This is a genomic window from Vibrio sp. 10N.261.51.C6 (assembly GCF_041471785.1).
GTDB lineage: Bacteria > Pseudomonadota > Gammaproteobacteria > Enterobacterales > Vibrionaceae > Vibrio > Vibrio crassostreae_C.
In genome coordinates, this window is record NZ_JBFRPB010000012.1 from 1 (window position 1) to 21,944 (window position 21,944).

At 46.0% G+C, this 21,944-nt stretch carries 11 protein-coding genes; 2 read left to right on the top strand and 9 right to left on the bottom strand.

The genetic code is table 11. From position 1 onward, the window contains the following. Positions 1–9: 9 nt before the first annotated feature. Entirely contained in the window at positions 10–8,031 is an 8,022-nt protein-coding gene (locus AB4375_RS02720) for a VCBS domain-containing protein (protein ID WP_372050982.1), read from the top strand. Positions 8,032–8,107: 76 nt separating this feature from the next. On the opposite strand, the gene AB4375_RS02725 is transcribed toward AB4375_RS02720, so the two are convergent. From AB4375_RS02725 to AB4375_RS02765, 9 genes are all read right to left on the bottom strand, one after another. Further along, positions 8,108–9,421, bottom strand: a complete 1,314-nt coding sequence (locus AB4375_RS02725) for an HlyD family type I secretion periplasmic adaptor subunit (RefSeq protein WP_017061737.1) — start codon at positions 9,419–9,421, stop codon at positions 8,108–8,110. After that, on the bottom strand, positions 9,414–11,666 hold the full coding sequence (locus AB4375_RS02730; protein ID WP_372050983.1) for an ABC transporter transmembrane domain-containing protein: 2,253 nt from the start codon (positions 11,664–11,666) through the stop codon (positions 9,414–9,416). Before AB4375_RS02730 ends, AB4375_RS02725 begins: the two co-directional genes overlap by 8 nt. Then, positions 11,663–13,309, bottom strand: coding sequence for an ABC transporter transmembrane domain-containing protein (locus AB4375_RS02735; RefSeq protein ID WP_372050984.1), 1,647 nt, complete (start codon positions 13,307–13,309; stop codon positions 11,663–11,665). The genes AB4375_RS02730 and AB4375_RS02735 overlap by 4 nt, the downstream gene beginning before the upstream one ends. 191 nt (positions 13,310–13,500) lie before the next feature. Then, positions 13,501–14,136 carry a CatB-related O-acetyltransferase gene (locus AB4375_RS02740; RefSeq protein ID WP_017061734.1) on the bottom strand — a complete coding sequence of 212 codons (636 nt, stop codon included), beginning with the start codon at positions 14,134–14,136 and terminating at the stop codon, positions 13,501–13,503. Between the two features lie 419 nt (positions 14,137–14,555). Next, positions 14,556–15,668, bottom strand: a complete 1,113-nt coding sequence (locus AB4375_RS02745) for an NADH:flavin oxidoreductase (RefSeq protein WP_032546839.1) — start codon at positions 15,666–15,668, stop codon at positions 14,556–14,558. Between the two features lie 287 nt (positions 15,669–15,955). Then, entirely contained in the window at positions 15,956–16,645 is a 690-nt protein-coding gene (locus AB4375_RS02750; RefSeq protein WP_017066672.1) for a hypothetical protein, read from the bottom strand. Then, a complete protein-coding gene (locus tag AB4375_RS02755) occupies positions 16,645–17,835 on the bottom strand; it encodes an OmpP1/FadL family transporter (RefSeq protein WP_017064441.1) in 1,191 nt (396 codons plus the stop codon). The genes AB4375_RS02750 and AB4375_RS02755 overlap by 1 nt, the downstream gene beginning before the upstream one ends. 93 nt (positions 17,836–17,928) lie before the next feature. Next, on the bottom strand, positions 17,929–18,741 hold the full coding sequence (locus tag AB4375_RS02760; protein ID WP_372050985.1) for a crotonase/enoyl-CoA hydratase family protein: 813 nt from the start codon (positions 18,739–18,741) through the stop codon (positions 17,929–17,931). 478 nt (positions 18,742–19,219) lie between these two features. Continuing rightward, entirely contained in the window at positions 19,220–20,413 is a 1,194-nt protein-coding gene (locus AB4375_RS02765; RefSeq protein ID WP_372050986.1) for a multidrug effflux MFS transporter, read from the bottom strand. Positions 20,414–20,683: 270 nt separating this feature from the next. On the opposite strand from AB4375_RS02765, the gene AB4375_RS02770 reads away from it, so the two are divergent. Then, on the top strand, positions 20,684–21,769 hold the full coding sequence (locus AB4375_RS02770) for a PQQ-dependent sugar dehydrogenase (RefSeq protein WP_017068236.1): 1,086 nt from the start codon (positions 20,684–20,686) through the stop codon (positions 21,767–21,769). Positions 21,770–21,944 lie beyond the last annotated feature (175 nt).

Sequence of the window (21,944 nt, forward strand, 5' to 3'; positions counted from 1 at the left end):
GGTCATTGGGTGTTCACCGCGAGCAGCGCGTTTAATCAGTTAAACGTCGGCGATAAAGTAGAAGAAACCTTCACGGTGTCGTCTGTTGATGGCACACCCTCGACCATCAAAGTGACGATTAATGGCACCAATGACCGCCCTACTATCTCAGGTACCTCAAGTGGCGCGGTGATCGAACAGGGCTTGAACACGGCAGGAAACCCCGATGCGACAGGGAGCTTAATCGCGACTGATATAGATAAGTCCGACACCGTTACGTGGGCAATCAATCAACCCCAAGGTCAATGGGGAACGCTGTCGATTGATCAGCATGGTCATTGGCACTATCAGCTAGACAATTCAACCGGCGGTGCCGCGGATAAACTCGCGGCTGGTGAACATCAGTCTGAATCATTCTGGATCACCGCTACCGATTCAACAGGAGCGACAGTCCCTCATAAAGTCGTTATCGATGTGCAAGGCAGCAACGACAAACCAATTGTCAGTGCGTGGACTCAGCTTCCTGCGGGTAAAGAGGATCAACCCGTAACCATCAAGGCTTCTGACTTGCTAACACATGCAAGCGATGTGGATAGTAGCGATGTATTGCACGTGACAAATTTGCAAGCGACACACGGTAGCCTGACTGATAATAAAGATGGCACTTATACCTTCACGCCAGATAAAGATTTCAATGGTGAGATTCGACTCACCTATGATGTGGTTGACGGCCATGGTGGCAGCGTCAGCACTCAAGCTAAGTTTGATCTTATCGCAACTCCAGATAACGCGATTATTACCGACGCACAAGCCAATGCAGACTTACGGGGAGTAACTGAAGATCGCGGCTATATAGATACCCACTACCAACTGCATTACGACGGCAGATTAAACATCCAAGACCCTGATAAGGGAGAGGCACAGTTTGATCCGAATATAGGCTCACAAACCTATCAAGGTATTGGCTACGACACCAAACTGGGTGGGCACATACTGCTCATGCGCGACGGTCACTACACCTATACCCTCGACAACCGCAATATACAGAACTTAGCGCAAGGCGAAGTTAAACACGATTCAGCCATTATACGCTCAGCAGATGGTACAACACACACGATAGAGCTAACGGTTCATGGTACCAACGATGCCCCAACCATCAATGCTCAGTCCCACTCAGTGACTGAAGGTGGAAGCGTTCTAAATGGACAAATGGTTGGCCAAGATATTGATACCGGTGCGGCCTTGACTTACAGCGCACCGCAGATTGATGGCTTGGTGGTTAATCCGGACGGCAGTTATAGCTTCGATCCTGCTCACTCTAGCTATCAATCGTTAGCATCAGGTGTCACGAAGACATTGACTGTTCCAGTAACAGTCACAGACGAGCATAATGCGAGCAGCACTCAAAACCTCTCAATAACGATTACAGGGGTTAATAATTCTGCCGTTATCGGCGGTGTCTATACTGGAGATGTTCATGAAGGGCATACCTATACAGCACCAGATGGTACAATGTCTGGTGGCTACGTCGATGATCGCTCACCAGATCATATGCATGGAAACATCGGCAAATTATGGAACGACGAAATACACACTGATGGTCACCTGAACATTGTTGATCCAGACTCCGGTGAAAGCCATGCCCAAACCGGCGTTTATTACGGCACTCATGGTCGTGTCATACTTCAGAGTAACGGAGATTGGAGCTACTACGCTTCCATAGGCCAAGACGCAACAGGTAGAAAGATTGATCACCTCGGCCAAGGTGAATCGATAACGGATACTGTCACCGTCAAATCGGCTGATGGCACCACTCACGATATTGTTGTCACCGTTCATGGCGATAACGACCGTCCGTATTGTTCTGGTGAAGTGCAACTGAACAACGGTAAAGAAGATCTTGCTCAAGCCATCACAGCAACCGAGCTAATCGCTAATACTGTTGACGTAGACGCCAACGATGCAGGTAAGCTCACTATCGCTAATTTGCATGCTGACCATGGCTCGATTCAAGACAATCACGATGGAACCTTCACCTTCACTCCAAGCCACAATTACAACGGCAGCGTCCACTTCACCTACGATGTGAAAGACGCGCATGGTGGTACAACACACACTGGCGCATCAACGACGCTCTCGGCTGTTGGCGATAAAGCCCAAATCGCTGGCGTTGATACTGGTTCAATAACCGAAAACAGCGCGGGTGTCGACATGTCACCCGACTATGCTCACTCAGGCATCGCCACACTTGGCAATACAACACTCTATGCTGATGGCAAGCTGACCATCACAGACCCCGATGTAGGCGAGTCAGGATTTGAACGCCAAGGCAGCAATGGTTACGACTATCACGGCACCTATGGCGATCTAATCTTACTCACCGATGGCACCTGGCATTACCATGCCGATGCTGGGCATCTATCAGGTATAGGTGCTAGACCCACAACGCGTGGCACTGCAATTGACCAACTTGGTGAAGGGCAAAGCTTAACCGATACGATTACAGTCCATTCAAAAGATGGTACAACACACGATATTGTCATCACCATTCACGGCAGTAACGACAGACCTTACTGTTCATCTGAAGTGGTGCTTGCAAATGGCAGTGAAGATACACGCCAAACCTTAACCACCGCGCAACTATTAGCGAATACCGTCGATGTGGATGCCAATGACGCCGGTAAACTAACCATTGAAAACCTGCATGCTGACCATGGTTCTATTCTAAACAATGCCGATGGCACGTTTACCTTTACCCCAGAAAAAGACTATAACGGCGATGTACACTTCCGCTATGACGTTAAAGATGCACACGGTGGTGTAACACACACCGGCGCAACCACCAACTTAGCGGCGGTTAACGACACCCCTGATGTGACGCCTTTAACCGACAGTGTCAGTGAGGGGGCCGATAATCATCACACCCTCAATCTGCTAGTAGGTGCTACGGACAAAGACGGCGACGCTTTAAGCGTCAGTCACCTTGAATATGCCATCGATGGTCAACTTCAGGCAGGGAAAATCCCCGCAGGTATCACCTTAGATACTGATGGTCATACATTAATTGTTGATGCCACTGATCCCGCATTTAACCATTTGGCCAATGGTCAGTCGCAACAAATCGCTATCACCTATCAAGTAGAAGATGGCCATGGTGGAAGTACGCAACAAACCGCCACGCTTACGATTGCCGGGACAGATGATAAAGCCACACTGGTTTCTAATGTCATTCAGCTCACTGAAACACAAGCGCTGGATAGTGAATTTAAATCCTATAGAGGCCAGCTTCAGCTGATTGACCCTGATAGTGGTGATAACACTCAGTTTGTATTTAGCGGGAAGTATTTAGGTCAAGGTTTTGCACCTGGTCACCTTGATGTTTGGCCTAATGGCACTTATCAATTCAGATTAGATACAGGCACCAATCATCATCCGGACGATCTAATCAGTAGCCTACATGCTGGCGAGTCGATGGAGCTCCCCTACGAAGTCGAAACCACTGATGGTCAGAAGCTCACCATTATGGTGAAAGTGACCGGTGAAGATAACCAAGCAAAAATTGCAGTGACGCCCTACTCGAGCCTAAATAATCATGTTTACGAAGATCACACTTCCTTTGGCAATACCACCAGTCAACTCAGCAGTGGTGGCACGTTACAGGTCATTGACCCGGATCACGACCAAGCCGGTTTTATTGCACAAACCATCACCACCGCCGAAGGTGGTCAGTTCAATATCAACGCACAGGGCCATTGGTCATACGATATTGACAATGATAAAGTCCAACATTTAGGTGCAGGGGAAAGCTTCCAGCAAACCTTTACCGTTGAATCTATTGATGGCAGTGCTAAAAAAGATATCACAGTGACCGTTCACGGCACCAATGATGCGCCCGTCGCATCAGCTGAAGTACGTTTAGCGAATGGCTTAGAAGATACCCAGATAGTCCTCACCCCTGCACAGCTACTGGCCAATTCTAGCGATGTTGACGACAACGATATTGGCAAATTATCCATTGAAAACCTACAGGCTGACCACGGTGCTATTGTATTAAATGCCGACGGCACCTTCACCTTTACCCCAGAAAAAGACTATAACGGCGATGTGCATTTTAACTATGACGTTAAAGATGCACACGGTGGTGTAACACACACCGGCGCAACCACCTCGCTTGTAGCCGTCGATGACAAAACAATTATAAGTGGCGTTGATCATGGCGTAGCAACTGAAGATGTTGCAACGCATATGAGTACGAACGTAAACATAATGGATGCAGTTGATTGGCAAGCTTTGCAAATAACCGATGTAGATAGCTCTAACCAACAAGTGACTGTCGAGTTTGCAGGTAAGCAATACACATGGGATCTAGGCAGTAACTTAGATGTGACGACACCCTATGGGAAATTTCAGTTTTACACGATCACAACTGGCCCCCACACAGGAGAACATTGTTGGAGCTATATTGGTGATAATAGTAATGCTCACGTTCAAGAGTTAAAACAAGGTGAATCATTCACGGAATCGATAAAGCTAATAGCCACTGACGGCACTGAATTTCCGATCACAGTAAAAGTGAATGGTACCGAGGATGGGGTCGTAATCGATTCTAAGTCGGAACTTGGTCATGTCGTAGAAAATGCCCAAACAGGGGCTTCAGTTTCCGGCAGCGTAATAGCCCACGATGTTGACCTTCACGATACGGTGAGTTGGACACAAACACCAATAACTGGCATTAGAGGTCAATATGGTACGTTCCACCTAAGTACAGATGGACAATGGCATTACGACGTTGACCAGAACAAAGCGAAAAAACTAGGAGACGGTAACGAGTATTGGGAGCACTTTACAGTTGAGGCTGTGTCTACTGATGGTAGTCATGTCTCGAAAAGTGTATCCGTAGTTGTGCACGGTAATAATGATGCACCGATAGTAATACGTGGTGAGGTGACGCTACCTTCAGGGAAAGAAGATACCTCAATACATATTACACAAGCTCAATTAGTCGCCAATACTATCGATGTCGATGTTAATGATAGAGGGTGGTTACACGTTGAAAACTTGACTGCAGACCACGGCAGTGTGGTATCAAATTCGGACGGTAGTTTTACCTTTAATCCCGACCCTAATTATAATGGTGCAGTCCACTTTAACTATGATATTGCCGATAGACACGGCGGTATCACCCACACCGGCGCAACCACCAACTTAGCTGCGGTTAACGACACCCCTGATGTGACGCCTTTAACCGACAGTGTCAGTGAGGGGGCCGATAATCATCACACCCTCAATCTGCTAGTAGGTGCCACAGACAAAGACGGCGACGCTTTAAGCGTCAGTCACCTTGAATATGCCATCGATGGTCAACTTCAGGCAGGGAAAATCCCCGCAGGTATCACCTTAGATACTGATGGTCATACATTAATTGTTGATGCCACTGATCCCGCATTTAATCATTTGGCCAATGGTCAGTCGCAACAAATCGCTATCACTTATCAAGTAGAAGATGGCCATGGTGGAAGTACGCAACAAACCGCCACGCTTACGATTGCCGGGACAGATGATAAAGCCACACTGGTTTCTAATGTCATTCAGCTCACTGAAACACAAGCGCTGGATAGCGAATTTAAATCCTATAGAGGCCAGCTTCAGCTGATTGACCCTGATAGTAGCGATAACACTCAGTTTGTTTTTAGCGGTAAATATTTAGGTCAAGGGTTTGCACCTGGTTACCTTGATGTTTGGCCTAATGGCACTTATCAATTCAGATTAAATACAGGTACCAATCATCATCCGGACGATCTAATCAGTAGCCTACATGCTGGCGAGTCGATGGAGCTCCCCTACGAAGTCGAAACCACTGATGGTCAGAAGCTCACCATTATGGTGAAAGTGACCGGTGAAGATAACCAAGCAAAAATTGCAGTGACGCCCTACTCCAGCCTAAATAATCATGTTTACGAAGATCATACTTCCTTTGGCAATACCACCAATCAGCTCAGCAGTGGTGGCACGTTACAGGTCATTGACCCGGATCACGACCAAGCCGGTTTTATCGCACAAACCATCACCACCACCGAAGGTGGTCAGTTCAATATCAACGCAAAGGGCCATTGGTCATACGATATTGACAATGATAAAGTCCAACATTTAGGCGCAGGGGAAAGCTTCCAGCAAACCTTTACCGTTGAATCTATTGATGGCAGTGCTAAAAAAGATATCACAGTGACCGTTCATGGCACCAATGATGCGCCAATTGCCTCGGCTGAAGTGCGTTTAGCGAATGGCTTAGAAGATACCCAGATAGTCCTCACTCCTGCACAGCTACTGGCCAATTCTAGCGATGTTGACGACAACGATATTGGCAAATTATCCATTGAAAACCTACACGCCGACCACGGTGCTATTGCCTTAAATACCGATGGCACGTTTACCTTTACCCCAGAAAAAGACTATAACGGCGATGTGCACTTTAGCTATGACGTTAAAGATCCCCACGGTGGTGTGACTCACACCGGTGCATCAACAACACTCTCGGCAGTTGGCGATGCTGCGATCTTCACCGGAGATAAAAGCGGTCAAATTACAGAAGATCGCCATGTACAAGGTGATGCTCAACATACGATATTTGTCACTGGCGTGTTGAATGTTATCGATCCTGATGCCAGTGAAGATCATTTTTACGACACTCGTAATGCCCATGCGCTCAGTGATCCCTATGGCGGTCATCTGACCATTGGAAAAGCCGGTGATTGGGCTTATTCGGTTCCCAATGCCAATATTCAACACTTAGCGGCAGGGCAAGTCGAGCAGGTTCAATATGAAGTAACGACTGCTGGTGGTGATAAGCAGGTTATTACCCTCTATGTGCATGGTACTAATGATAAACCAACAGTTTCTGAAGCTATCGCAGGTGCACATAACATTGATGAAGATGCTGCAAATGCGACCTCTGGGCAAATTATTATCAGCGATGTTGATCATAGCGATCAACATTCTGTCAGTATTGATAGCCAACATCAGCCACAGTATGGTTCTGTTACCTATAATAGCAATACACAAACTTGGGTCTACACACTTAATAACAGCAATAGCCATGTTAATGCTTTAAATAATGGTGAACAATTGACCGATAAGTTTTCTCTATTAGTCGATGATGGACACGGGGGCATTACAACTCAAGAAGTTGAAATGCGCATTGATGGACACAGCGATGTTCCACCAATGCCAACCCTAGTTGCCCCTGCAAAAATTACCGGCAGTGCAGGCAATCAGGACCTGCATGCCTCAATCGGAATTCCTCCAATTATTCACCAAGGAACGCCTACGCCAATGACAGGCTGGGGAATATCAGATTACCACGGACACTCTCTCACTGCATTACACGGTCAATTTGGTACTTTGCATGTCAATCCTGCAACCGGAGAGTTGAGTTACGATTACCAACAAACTTCATCAGGCGTCGTTAAGACACATACAGGAGGCTCTTACAGTAGTGGTACAGACGAAACCGACTCGTTTGTTTTAACCCTAGGAGGCGATCAAAACTCACAAGTCGCGGTGCACCTACATTTGCACTCGCAATCCGTCCATGGAAACAGCGGACATCACATTGACCAAACCACACTAACTGGCATGGATTTATCGCCAATCGCTCCACCACCTCCTCCAGCACCCGGCATGAGCCAAGCGGATGAACCGGATGCCTCTTTCAGCACCCCTGATGAAGTTACTCTTAATTTTGATGAGGTGACGGCAAACCTAGAACATACAGCGATAGGCGAACACGAACAGCGTTCTGGTGCCCATGCTTACCTAGACGCTCTGGGTATTAATGCTGACTCGCTGTCTATAGATTCACCGTCACACAATGTACCAGTAGCGCATGATATCGATATCATTTTCAGTGATGCCGAGAGTGCTTATGGGGCTGAGCAAACTGACGATGGTATGAGTGATGGGCTGTCTCACCATACCGATAACCCATCTATTGATGATTATTTACACCATCATAATGACGTTGACGGACTGCCTGACATAGACCCAAATAACTAGAACATCACCCCTGCGGTTAGATAAAAAAAGGAGCACGGCATGTGCTCCTTTTTTATGCAAGCCAGAGTGGAGGACTTTACCTCTCTCCAAACGCCACGCTAACATTGGTATAAATCGGTTTCCATAAGTATTGGAACACCGACTTCTCGCCAGTTGTGATGTCTACTTCACCCGTCATACCCGGCAGTATGGAAAAGCTTTCAGGGTTATCACGGAAGTAAGGCGTATCAACCGACACTACAACTTCATAATAGATCTCGCCACGTTCGCTTTGACTTGTGGTCGGTGAAATACTCTCTACCGCCCCTTTTAAAGCCCCAAAGCGGCTGTAATCAAACGCATCAATCTTGACTCGAGTGGGCTGCCCAACACTCACAAAACCAATATCTCTTGGGGACAAACGTGCTTTGAAGTCAGCGTTCCCTCCGACAGGCACAATTTCAACTACCGTGCCACCCGGCTGAATAACACCACCATCCTGCGTGCTTGGTATGCTTTGCACCAAGCCTTGTAGCGGTGACACTAACATAGTGTTCGTCAATTTAGCTTGGCTTGAACGAACTCTAGCATTCAATGCTGATAAGTCAGATACGGCTTTAGAACGATCATCGCTCACTTTAGCTTTCGCTTCCGCCAGAAGCTGTATGATTTTTTGGTCATTACTGTCAGCTTGTCTAATCAATACCGACTTCTTACCACGAGCTTCTTCGATTTTCTGTTCGATACTGGCCAATTTTTGTCGCATTTCAAGCACACGTAAACGTGAAATGTTACCCGCTTTATAACCCTTCTCCAGTATGTTCAACTCTTGCTTAGTCGCATTTAACTCTTTCTCATAACTCGGCAAGGCCTTTTCTACGCTACGAAGCTGCTCTGCAATTTGCTCGCTCTCTTTCTCAAGCACCACACGCTTTTGGAAGTAGAGGGCTTTTTGCGCGTTCAGCTGCGCTTTTTGTTGGCTGACGATCTCTGGGTAATCGACCTCAAACTCAGCAAGGTTAGGCTCACGTTGCTCAAGCAGCGCATTCATACGTTCCACACTGGCTAGAAGCGTCACTTGTTGGGACTTTAGCTCTTCAAGGGCGGTACGCTGGAAAGTGGCATCAAACTCAACAAGCGGCTGGCCTTTCTCTACCAACTGGCCTTCTTTAACAAGAATTTGCTTTAACTTACCGCCAATCGCACTTTGTAATACTTGCTTCTCGCCTTCCGGAATCACAGCACCTTTGGCTTTGGCGATTTCATCAACTTGAGTGACTACAGACCAAGTGGCAAAAGCAATAACACATAAGGCAACCGACCATGTGGCCAGCGCCAATGTACGAGCCGTATTTTGTGATTCAACAAGCTCACCGTAGCGCTTGCCCTTCTCGATAGATTGTTTAGTCATTAGCGACTCCTTGCTTAGACTCTGATTGTTCTTGTTGGGCTGCATTTTGTTGAGCAGACGCCTCTTGAGTTGACGGCTGTAGCTCTTGAGATAACGGTTGCTCAGATAACTGCGGTTCTTGAGAAGCTTGAGGCTCTGAAGGCTGTTCCTGCTTCGAAGACTGCTCCGGCTCTAATGGACCGGCATAAACCACTGCACCTTCATTTAATACCACCACTTTATCGGCAAGCTTGATTAAATCCGGATCGTGGGACGTGTAAATCACCGTTGCTTTTCCTTTTTTCGACTGCACAAACTCACCAAATATACGTTTAGCATTTGGGTGAGCATCAGGCACAGGATTATCCATTAAGAACATTGGGTAGTCATAAACCAGCGCTTTTGCATCAATTAGGATCTGCGCGACGCTGCCAGACAACATGTCAAAAAGGCTGTCCGGCTGAATACTGCTGATGGAAGTATCGAGCCCACCTGATAATGTCTCGAACCAACGCTTTCCGCCGACCATTTCAATTGCAGAGATCATTTTCTGATCTTCGACTTTGTGACCGTCGTTTAGCCACTCTCGAATACTCAGCGTAAGCAAATCAGGATATGCGGCTCGAATGAAACACCAGTGGCGATAAAGCTGCGGGTCGTATTGAACGAGGTTAACGCCTTCAAGCTCGACCATGCCATTTTGGATAGGCTGCAAGCCAGACAGCACTTCAATTAATGTTGATTTACCGCTCCCAGAAGGGCCGGTAATCGCGACAACTTCACCGGCTTCAATATCAAAACTCACACCATTCAAAGCGGGGCGACTCTGTTTGGGATAGCGCAGCGTCACTTGGTCTAATTTCAAGTTAGGCGCTACCACGGGTAACGGGTGATGCTGGTAACTGAATTCACGCTCAGACGGCTGAGACAAAATACGGTTCACTTGCAGCTTGGATTGATTAAAGCTATTAAAACGCATCGCGCTGTTTGCCAACACCTGAGCAGGACCCGTCACCTTAGATATCAACATCATTGAAGCAATCAAACCACCGGGCGTCATCACTTGTTCAAAAATAAGTCCTATGCCTAACCCCATCACGGCGAGTGTCGAGCCCACACCAATGAAATAGTAAATCGAGGTGTACCGACTCTGGAGAACCGATTGATTAAAGGTCACTGTTGAAGCAAGAAGATTGGCTTTTTTGAAACGTTGAATCCAGTGCTCTGAGAATCCAGCACTGCGAATAAAGGCAAGCTTGGATGACAGCTCATTAGTCATGTTTTGACGATTCGTACCTGCCACTGTCGATTGCATAGAGCGCTTGCTGCTAGAGCGTATCGAGCGTTTTGCTAGTAAGTAATAAAGGATTAAAGAGACGACTGGAACGAGTACCAACCATCCGCCTAAAACACCTATCGCAAGTACAAAAATAAGAATGAATGGTAGGTCAAATAACGCATTTCCTAATGGCCCCGATAGCACACCTGAAATACGCTCTGACAACATCACTTGGTTTTGCTGACTAGAAGAAGCTGTTTGCTGATTTTGAGCATAGCTATTACGAAGCAGACGCTGCACGAGGGATTGAGAAATCTCACGACTTACTCGGTTCGAAACTGAAGCAAACACTCGGCTGCGCAATGTTCTCAACCAACCCATCATCACAAACAACAACGCCGCGCCAATGGCGATACCTTGCAACTCATGCCCTGCATCACCACCAATCACATGGTCATAAATCGACATCGTGATGAAGGGAACAGCAAGCGCAAATAAGTTAGTGATAAAACTGACTAGCAGCAATTTAGGAATAATGGGGCGAAACGCATGTAGTCGTTCGCCAACCCAATCAGGAGAAGCCTTCTCTAGTGGTGGACCTTCGATAACAATACAAAACTGAGGGACATCGGTGATGTCGTCATTGGCATTAAAGGCAACAAATTGCTTGGATTCTAAATGACCAGAGACCAGCTCATGTTCACCAAGTACCAGTAAGACCAATTTATGTTCACCAACTTCATCTAGGTTGGCAACCAAGCGATAAGGCAGTACAAGCCTGTCGAACAAGGCAAACATATCGTCGATTGATTCAATGCCATTTTCATCGACCCATTGATGTGCGAACAACTGGATATTAGCATTAACTTCCAACTGCTTAAGAACGGAAAGGCTCTCAGTTTCTAAATGGTTCATCACTTCTTGTCGACCGCTGGTATATGTACGGTTGTTCGTACCTGAAGGGTTACCAATATCTAAACGATTCATACGACGGCCTCCTGATTGCTCTCGCTGTCGACCGTAATAGCTCGACTTTCCACTGTAATGATTCGATTAGCAAATTCGCGAAGCTTCGAATGGTAGCTCACCATCAGTATCGTGCGTCCTGCCGCCACTTCTTCTTCCAACACCTTAGCTAGATTCCCAAGGGCGTCTAAATCAAGTGAAGAATCCGGCCTTTCCAACATAATTATGGGTTTATCACTTGCCAATTGAGCCGCGATATTGAGCATTTTCACGTTACCCATACTCAACAAAGAAGCACTCGTATGGCCAATTTGTGTCTCGAGTCCATCGGGTAATCGAGTAATCTCTTTGGTTAAACCCAAACGCTTTGCATAGTCACTGGCGCTTTGCGTTTTCTCAGGGTCAAACCCGCACAAGTTGTCGAGAATAGTACCCGACACCAACTGCCCTTTAACGCCACAGTAGGCAGCAATATTGGTTACGGATGCGATTGAAACTGCAGCTCCGTTAATGAAGCACTCACCCGCTTTTAGATCATCAATACCTGCAATCGACGACAATAAATGACTGTTGGTGTGGCGATCCTCACTCTCTAACAAAACCAACTCACCTTTATTCAGTGTGACATCTGCATGAGAGAGTTCACCATATCTTTCAACGGTCGCTTGCTTGATTTCCAACGTCTCAAAGTCAGATAAGTGGTTCTCAACTTGCTCAGAATCTGAAGATTCCGATAATGATAAGTCACTCAATTTTTCTATTGCCTGATTGGCACTGTGTATTGAATTAAGCTTGATTCTAACCCCAACCAGAGCACTCAAAGGCGCAACCGCTCTGCCAGATAAGATAGAACATGCCGCCAAGCCACCAGTAGTTAACTGACCATCCAACACCCACAAGCTCCCCGTAATTACGAGTAAAACTGACGTGGCTAATGCGGCAAGCTGAATACATTCTTGGGCAAAGGCGTTCTGTTCTTCTTCTCTCGCTTTAGACTGAGAGCGAACGTTATTGAGGGATTTAAACTGATTGAAGATTCGAGACTCAACAGCCTGACGTTTGATTCCTTGAATGGTTTGGCTCAGTAAAATCAAGAACGCTTTTCGCTCCTGCTCATCTTGGGAAGCTTCTTCACTTAAGCTTTTAACGCGAATAGAAGATAACCAAACGATTCCGAGAGTAATCAGCCAAACTGCCAAAGGTATCGCCACCAGCTCACCGCCGATGTAAGCCACCAAGCCCAAGAAGATCAAGGCAAAAGGCAAATCAATAAAGCCTGCAATCACACCACCGGAATACCAATCTTTGACTTTGGATACAGAACCAAGCCCCTCTTCCACGCCGCCAACACCAATGTGGCGGAGATGGCCTGATGAAGCCGTTGTTACTCTTTCAACCAAAGTTTGATAGGTCGCTTTCTCGGTATTGCTGGCCGCGGCTGACAAAAGCCAAGTACGCACAAACCGGATCAATGCTTCCATGGCAACAGCCAACGCTGCACCCGCCAACAACAAAGTGGCAGTACCGTAACTTTGGTTAGGTAAAATACGATCGTAAATTTGCAAAACCGTTAACGGAACGGCGAGAGAGAGAAGATTTATGAGTAAAGAAGGCAGTAAGACTTTCCCCACCACCCCTTTGTTTTTCATTGAACTTGCGGGCATACACAATCCTTATCCATGCTTATGAAATAAGATTGGTACACCATGTTGAGTATTGCAAGGTAACGGACTGATTTAACGTGTTTTTCAATATAAATATGACACAGATCTTTCTACACAAATCTGTGGCTATACCCGTACCTTAAAAACGCTCCTTACAAACGCTCCTTACAAACGCTCGTTACAAGTGCTCCTTACAAACAATTGTCGTAATCCGTTATCGCCTGCTTTAACTTTGAAAAGTCTGAGTTACATAAATACGGTTTCAGCGCTTCAAATTTATCTGAGGGCCACTCGTATATTTTGAATGACATGAGTTCGTCAATAACGGACTCATCAAAGCGGTATTTGACGACTTTAGCTGGAGAACCACCGACAATGCTGTATGGAGCGACGTCTTTAGTCACCACACTATTCGCTGCAACCACAGCGCCTTCGCCAATCGTCACACCGGGCATCACCATCGCTCTCATGCCTAACCACACCCCATCTTCAATGTGAGTGTCACCTTTGCCAATGTAGGCATCGTCGATTACATCCATAAATGGATACAGCGAAAACCAATCAACTCTGTGGGTATGGTTGCCACCCATTAAAATCACAACCTCTGCGCCAATGCAGACATAATCGCCGATATGGAGTTCGTCGATTTCCCATCGAGGCTCCCACTGGCGGCTGACTTCGTCGCCATGTAAATAACGGACGACAGATTGCTCGAACCCATTATCCCAGCAATCGCTGTAATAACTGTGTTGACCTTTTACGTGAATATTGGGGTTGGTTACGACTTCATGCAGCAACTCGAATTTGGACCAATGCTTCTTTTGCATTTTTACCTCTGAATGATCTATTAAGTTTTATTCGTTAACTATCAAAATGTTCGACGATGCAAATCCAAGGTGCACAAACTAACGCCCTATAAACACAGGGTTCACTGGGATGAATAGTGAGTATCACGCTTAAATCATAGCAATATCGCTAAAACTAAAGAGACGTCAGTGGATTCGAGGTTGCTTAAGAAGAGGAAGTAGTTTCAAAGTTTGCTCAGTTTTTATCGATAACTTGGTTGGATAATTTACAGGCGTAGTGTAACTGTTTAGTCGCGCCAATTTGACAGGAAGATGTGATTAATAAGGTTTCAAATTTCGTTTCGTGGAATACGGAATGAACAAGAGCCTGCGCGATTACACAGGCTCAAACTTAGACTCAGCTATAAACTTCGGAGCTCGCTTGGAGCTGGGCTCAGCGACTACATGCGTGCAAGCTGTACTTTTCTGTCTTTATTCACCACGCAGAAGTTACCGCGCTTAGTACGACACTTAGAGCATCGTTCGCATTCAACAGGGCTTCTATCCCCTTCCTTCCAACGCTTCACTAAATGGGGTTCAGAAAGCAGCGGTCTTGAAAGCGCGAAGTACTCAATGCCCGTGTTGTTTGCAATCGCTTCGATAGCATCAAAATCCGTTAGACCACCAACCGTGATCACTGGGATATTAACGTCTTGGCTAATCGCGTGACCATACTCATGGAAGTAGCCTTCAGCTTGAATGGTAAAACCATCGTGCGACTCGCCAATCATAGTGTCTGCTTTGCCATGAATATTGCCTGACACGACAATGCCATCCACACCCACTTGTTCAAGCTTTTTACAGACAATACGTGTTTCCTCAAAGGTGACGCCACCTTCAAAAAACTCGGATGCCGTGAGCTTAACCAAGATAGGGAAATCATCACCCACCAGCTTACGTGTCGCGGTATAGATCTCTAACAAAAATCTCATGCGGTTTTCTAAGCTACCGCCGTATTCATCTTCACGTTGGTTGTAATAAGGGCTTAGAAATTGGTTAATCAGGTAAGTGTGAGCGGCATGAATTTCAACGCCATCAAAGCCTGACTTCTGTGCTCTCAAAGACGCTTGAGCAAACGCATCAACAATGTAGTCGATCTCGTCTTTGGTCATCGCTTTGCCTAGAGTTTGAGTTCCTTTTTCTGGAACCTCACTTGGTGCGTAGATTACTCGCTCGCCAAGGTCATGCGTGGTTTTGGTGCCACCATAAGCCAACTGCATCACGATTTTAGAGTCGTTGTCGTGCACCAGTTGAGTCAGCTTTTGATACTCTTCAATGAATGAGTCGTTATACATACCCATCATGCCTGCATTCGGCTTTTCTTCTTCAACAATGTTCGCGTAGCCCGTCACGATCAGGCCGACTTCACCTTGAGCCAACTCTTCATAGATAGCGTACAGTTTATCTGTCATATGCCCATCTTCGGTGGCCATATTTTCCCACGTTGCACTTCTCATGAAGCGATTCTTTAGTGTCATCTTGCCAATGTGGGTTTCTGTAAACAAAGTGCTCAAGTGTCTTCCTCTCAAAATCGTGTTACGCAAGTTACCCATTAAGCATGGGCACTGATTCAGGCGGATACTACAGAGAATAAGGCAGCGAAAACTTAATCTAGATTAAGAGAGCGGCACTCTCATGTGAGAAAGATATAGAAAGCATCCAAAAGAGATAAAAAAGATTGGAGAAATGGTAACAAAAGAAAGTCGCTAAGTTTTAATAAGCGACTTTGTTCAATTTAATCTGGACTAAGTCAATGGTTCTTACGAGAGGTGTCCACCTGCGAATTTCTGCCTGCTAACAGTTATTTGAACTCATAGGTGTAAGACGCGCCAACACTGTTATTTTCACCGAAATCGTCCTCAGCAAAAATAGTGAAGAAGTTGAATGATTGAGCGTCACTCAACTTGTAGCTAGCACCGACGCCTGCCCAATACCCTGAATAATCATCAGACCCCATTGAACCGCCACCGAAGCCCATGATAGACCATTCATCAGTAATCGTTTTTAAACCAAACGCACCAATGTAGCCACCGTGTGTTGAGCTCGACATCAATACATAGTCAGAACCAACATTATCATCATCGAAAACCGCTACTTCGCCGTCATTATAGCTGTAACCAGCCATAGGGAAGATTTGCCAACCGAACGGCTCAATATCGAAATAGCTCAGTGGTATAAATGTGCCAATACTGTAGTTGTTCTTATAAGCATCGTTGTCGTATTCAGAGCGGCTAAAGTTGAAATTGACGATCCCCATAGGCAACAACCATGAACCGCCTACTCGCCACTCTTCACCGTCAGCATTAACACGAGCGTTGATCATTCGCGCTTCATCAAGCCCAATAGACCCAGAGAACTGCAGATCTTCGTTATAAGCAACGCCAGCTTTGGTTACGATTTTAGTCGGATCATCAGGGTGCTTCTCTTCAGCAAAAGCACCCGTTGAAAATAAAGACACTAAAGTAATGATTAGTAGATTACGTAATGTCATTAGAAGGTCGCGCTAACACCAACAAAGTGGATACGGCCATCGAACGAACCATTCAACAGATTAACTTGACCAAATCGACCATATCGATCCATCTCAACTGAACCCAAATCAGCGTATTCATAGAACACATCAATTAAGATGTCGTCCCAGTAGGTAGATGCGCCAACTGAGTAGCGGTACTGTTCACCCACAGGAAGGTCAACCCATTGCATTGACGGATCGTCTTGCGGAGAAGTTTCGTAAGAGAAGCCAGCTTTCAAACGCCAGTCTGAATTCAATTGATAATCCGCACCTACCGCAAATTTCCAAACGTCATCCCAGTCACGCTCAATCGGAACACCATTAATTGGACTTCCTGCTATTCCAAAATCAAGAACGGTTGTATCCCATTCACTCCAACGGTGGAACTGAATACTAGCAAGCAGGTCAAGTTGAGAGTTCAAAGCATAGCTCGCACTGACATCGATGATTTCAGGTAAAGCAATATCAGTTGATAATGAATTCAATACGCCTTGGTTAATAACGCCATTTACATCATTGTTAAACTCATGCTCTAGCTTAGAACGGTAACTTGCGCCCAGCTTAAGTTTATCTGTCGGTGTGTACATTACGCCAAGGTTATAGCCGTATGCCCAGTCAGTATCTTGCTTCGCAGTAAGCATTGACGTTGTTTGTTGGAATGCAGCCCAACTGAATTGCACACCCGCGCCTACTGACCATTGGTCATTCAGCTTATAACTCAGTGATGGGTTCACTTGCATTGCAGTAAGAGTGATATCTTCTAGAAGTGCAGCACCCGCCCAATCACTGCCGTAATCAAGGCTAGAGCCGCCAACAGCGCCAAGCGCGATACCAAGGTGTAATTTGTCTGTGACTTGATGAGCGTGGAAGGCACCAAATGACGGCATTACGGAATGAGCTTTACCATCTGGATTACCACCGTTATCTTGATACTTCATTTCAAGATCGAATGCCATGGTGTTGATGGTCGTTTTGCTTTCGCCCATGTGAGACATAGTGGCAGGGTTTGTCCACATCGCCGCTGCAGATCGAGTGTAAACACCATCACCAGCGCCAGTAGTACCAGCGTTGGCAACGACAGCTTCTTGCAAAAACAGGCCACTTGCGAATGCATTTAAGCTCGTAAAAATTGCAGTGGCAGCTAGAGAGTAAGTAAAAGTTTTGTTCATCAGAGCGCTCATTTAGCCTTAGACATTAAATTGCTCTAAGGTTACCGCAAAGCTCAATAAACAAAGGGAATATCCATTATTCCTGTACAAGCGCTATTTAAACTTTCTGGCGACGTAAGGGCGTGGTTTGTCTCGATGAATTTCACGTTGAGCAGCAATCGCCCTGTTCTTACCTAACCCAACCTTTATCTGATACCAAGTTTCGCAGAATACAGCCATGCCCGGGCTTGACCACCAAGTCTTGTTGTAGAGCTTCTTGTTAGCAGCGACGACATCTGGCGACCGATTCGCACACTCAAGTGCCAACGCATAGGCTTCAGCGTAAGGATCTTCGGCAATCTTGGTCACCAACCCATATTCTTTAGCGGTTTCACAGTCGATCACTTTGGCCGTCATCGCCATTTCAAGGGTGTGATCTTTACGCATCAGCTCTCTAAAAGCGATAGCGCCTCCCATGTCTGGAATCAGACCCCACTTTGCTTCCAATATAGAGAAGTTCGCATCCGGGCTAGCAATTCTAAAATCACCCCCACTGACCAATTGCAGGCCGCCTCCCCAACAACGACCATGAATCGTAAAAATGACAGGGCATGGAATATCTCGCCAACCCAATGAAAAGCGTTGTGCAGCGTTAGGCAGTGTCGGTAGCCATTTAAACAAGAGCTTCATCGCCCCAGATTTACTGGTTAATAGGGACTTAACATCAAGCCCTGAACAAAAATCAGAACCCTCACCTTTTACTATTACGGCACGAATCTCGGTGTTCTTTTTCAGCTGAGTCACCATGTTATTCACGCCTTGAAACATTGCCATATCAATAGCATTGAGCTTATCGGGTCGATTCAACACAACCGTCGCAATTTGGTTTTTATCGATAGAACAAGTAATACGATCGAGGTTTGGCATGGTGGCTACCTTATCAGTGGTCAGACCTTTAGGTTATACATTTTATTAACATATGCCAAACTTGCACATTAAGAAGCGAGACCTGTGTTGCTTAACGTCTTTCCCTTTACACAAACGACATCAACAAAAAAGCAGTGATGGATCGCTCCATTCACTGCTTTTCATCCGTAGCTTTTATCGCCAATGGCTTTGATTGCCAGTAGCTTTGATTAGCAATGGCTTTCGGTCATGAGCAAAACCTATGTTCTTCGAGATTTCAGTAGCAAGAAGATAAAGTAGCTGCCAGCAATAATGGAAACTAACGTCCCTGCCGCAAGCTGCGCTCGGAACACTACCACTTGCCCTAAGCAGTCAGAAAATAGCATATATTCTGGTAACTTAAACCAAAGCGCTGAACATTAAAAAGGCCATTGAAATTCATCATTTCAATGGCCTTCTCGTTCCTACTAGCCAGGCAGCTAGCTAATTACCTAAGCAACTAACTGAGCTGAGACTCTCTCGCTTCTTGGCTACTGAAACCACGCAAAATGTTAAACAGGGTAATCAATGTGAACAGCATGATAACGAGCGATAAATGCCACGCTTCCCCTAACCCTAACTGAACCAGGCCCATACTCACAATTGAAGACACCACCATCTGCCCGCCACCAGACATCGCAGCCGCCGCGCCAGCGTTCTTCTTATAAGGCAACATCACTAACGCCTGAGCACAAGGTAACGCAATACCATTACCAAGGATCATCAAGAACTGGCCAAGCATGAGATACAAAGGTTCGAGTGGACAGAAGAACAGCCACAAGGCCGCAGCAACGTGCAATACAGGTGTGCATAACAGAGTTTTCTTGTTACCCAGCATAGGGCGAATACGGTTACATAAGCCTGTTCCGCCAAGCATGCCTAATGCTGGAATCACCGCCCACATCGCGTATTCATCTGACGTCATACCAATCTGGTTTTGCATGATAAATGGCATCACCGACACAGTGGTGATCATCAAGCTAAAGTTAAGCCAACCGATACTCGCAAAGCTCATAAAATAACGAGAAGTGAGTAGCTCTTTATATTGAGAAACCATTCTCTTAGGCGAAGGGATCGCCGAAACCTGAGTGACGGTTTCCTTAAATTTGAACGCTAACACCACCCAAGCTAATGAGACATAGCCAAGTAGCGAGATAAACACCATGCTCCAGCCAAAATGGAAGTTAATGAATCCACCGATAACGGGCGCGATCAAAGGTGTTATAGACGCAACCATAGCAATGTAAGACATCGCCAAAGGCAAGTCTGCCCCACTGAATCTGTCTCGCGTAGAAGCACGAGCAAGTACCGCGCAACAACCGGTTCCTAAGCCTTGCAGGAATCGCCCCATCACCATGCTAGTAAACGAATGGCTGAAGAAGATGATCATCAATAACCCAAGCATGGCAATCAACAAACCGCTTAGCAGTACCTTCTTGCGTCCCAAAGCATCGGAAATAGGGCCATAAATAAACTGGGAAGGGCCAAAGCCTAATAAATACACACTCACCAAAAGCTGGGCTTGCTCTAGCGAGACATCAAAATCTTTTGCGATCCAAGGCAAAGAAGGAAACACCAAGCCCATACTGAGCTGGCCGATACTGATGACCAAGCACGCAAGTAAGATCGATTTAAAATCAAATCCACGACTCATCGTTTAATAGGTCCGTTCGAAGAAAAATCGTGCGTATCTAACTCACAACATAAAAACTGAGAAAATAGCGAAAATGCTGCTGGTGAGTTGTTCATAATGCTCCGACGGGATCAAATAGAGAAAGGCACAGTAAACATACGTGAGCTTGTATAATCATACAATAGGCGTTCAACTAAATATGTGAATAGTCACTTTTCAGCAACCTCGGCTTTCCGCCAATCGGTCACAAGCGCTAGACTAACACTAGATGCTCATAATCAAGGGATTTCAATGAACACTCATCACCGTATTTTTTCATGTGCTTTGGCGCTGCTTGCCTCTGGTCCTATAACGTCAGCCTTTGCATGGCAGGCAGAGAAGATCACCGACGGACTCGTGATCCCTTGGGGACTGGCTTATGTCAACGATAAGTCCATGTTAGTCACAGAAAAATCAGGCGTCATTAAACATGTCGATTTAAAAACAGGCGATCAAAACACACTGTTCAGGCTGCCCAATGTATGGGCGAAAGGCCAAGGTGGATTATTGGATATCGCACTCTCCCCTTTTGAAAACGGAAAGTTCTACGTCACTTACAGTAAAGACGTCGATAGTGAAGGCGTAACGACACTGGCTTCTGCTAATTACAGCAATAATGAAGTCACCAATTGGACAGATGTGTTTGTATCTAAATCTAGAACGGACACCGGACGTCACTTTGGTAGCCGTATCACCTTTGATGATAGCCACCTGTATTTTTCAATCGGCGACCGTGGTGATCGAGACAACGGCCAAGACACCATGACTCACGCCGGATCAATATTACGACTGAATGCCGATGGAAGCACACCAAGCGATAACCCATTCACGGATAACAACAAAGTGCTCAATGAAATTTGGAGCTTTGGCCATCGTAATCCACAAGGTCTGTATTACGATTTCCCGACTCAAAAGCTTTGGTCGATTGAACACGGCCCTCGCGGTGGTGATGAAATTAACCTAATAAAAGCGGGTGCCAACTATGGGTGGCCTGTCACCTCACACGGAAAAGAGTATTGGGGCCCTATCAGCGTTGGCGAATCGGAAACCAAAGATGGTATTGAAGCGCCAAAAAAAGTCTATGTTCCTTCAATCGCTCCGGGCAGTTTGATTGTTTACCAAGGAGACAAATACCCAGAGCTGAAAGGCAAACTGCTGGCTGGCGCACTAAAACTTACTCACATCAATATTGTGACAGTCAATGAACAAGGTGAGGCAATCGAGGAAGAACGCATTTTAGAGGACTTGGGCGAAAGGGTAAGAGACATCGAAACTTCACCAAACGGAGACATCTTCTTCAGCACTGATAATGGCAACCTGTACCGCTTGAAAAAGTAGCCGAGACCTCGTTCAAGTAAAGGCACTTACCTTACAACGACATTTATAAATATAAGCCGTTAAAAGTGGGCTCAACGCCCAGTTAGCGGCTTTAAATTTGCAAAAATGAATGCGCTAAAACAGTGCATTTACTCCAAATTCGTCATCAATTTCGACCACCTTTTTCACAAAAACT

Excerpts from the sequence above, each read along its gene's own strand:
- AB4375_RS02725 (WP_017061737.1), bottom strand. The coding sequence starts at position 9,421 with ATGACTAAACAATCTATCGAGAAGGGCAAGCGCTACGGTGAGCTTGTT.
- AB4375_RS02755 (WP_017064441.1), bottom strand. The coding sequence starts at position 17,835 with ATGAACAAAACTTTTACTTACTCTCTAGCTGCCACTGCAATTTTTACG.
- AB4375_RS02740 (WP_017061734.1), bottom strand. The coding sequence starts at position 14,136 with ATGCAAAAGAAGCATTGGTCCAAATTCGAGTTGCTGCATGAAGTCGTA.
- AB4375_RS02770 (WP_017068236.1), top strand. The coding sequence starts at position 20,684 with ATGAACACTCATCACCGTATTTTTTCATGTGCTTTGGCGCTGCTTGCC.
- AB4375_RS02750 (WP_017066672.1), bottom strand. The coding sequence starts at position 16,645 with ATGACATTACGTAATCTACTAATCATTACTTTAGTGTCTTTATTTTCA.
- AB4375_RS02730 (WP_372050983.1), bottom strand. The coding sequence starts at position 11,666 with ATGAATCGTTTAGATATTGGTAACCCTTCAGGTACGAACAACCGTACA.
- AB4375_RS02765 (WP_372050986.1), bottom strand. The coding sequence starts at position 20,413 with ATGAGTCGTGGATTTGATTTTAAATCGATCTTACTTGCGTGCTTGGTC.
- AB4375_RS02735 (WP_372050984.1), bottom strand. The coding sequence starts at position 13,309 with ATGCCCGCAAGTTCAATGAAAAACAAAGGGGTGGTGGGGAAAGTCTTA.
- AB4375_RS02760 (WP_372050985.1), bottom strand. The coding sequence starts at position 18,741 with ATGCCAAACCTCGATCGTATTACTTGTTCTATCGATAAAAACCAAATT.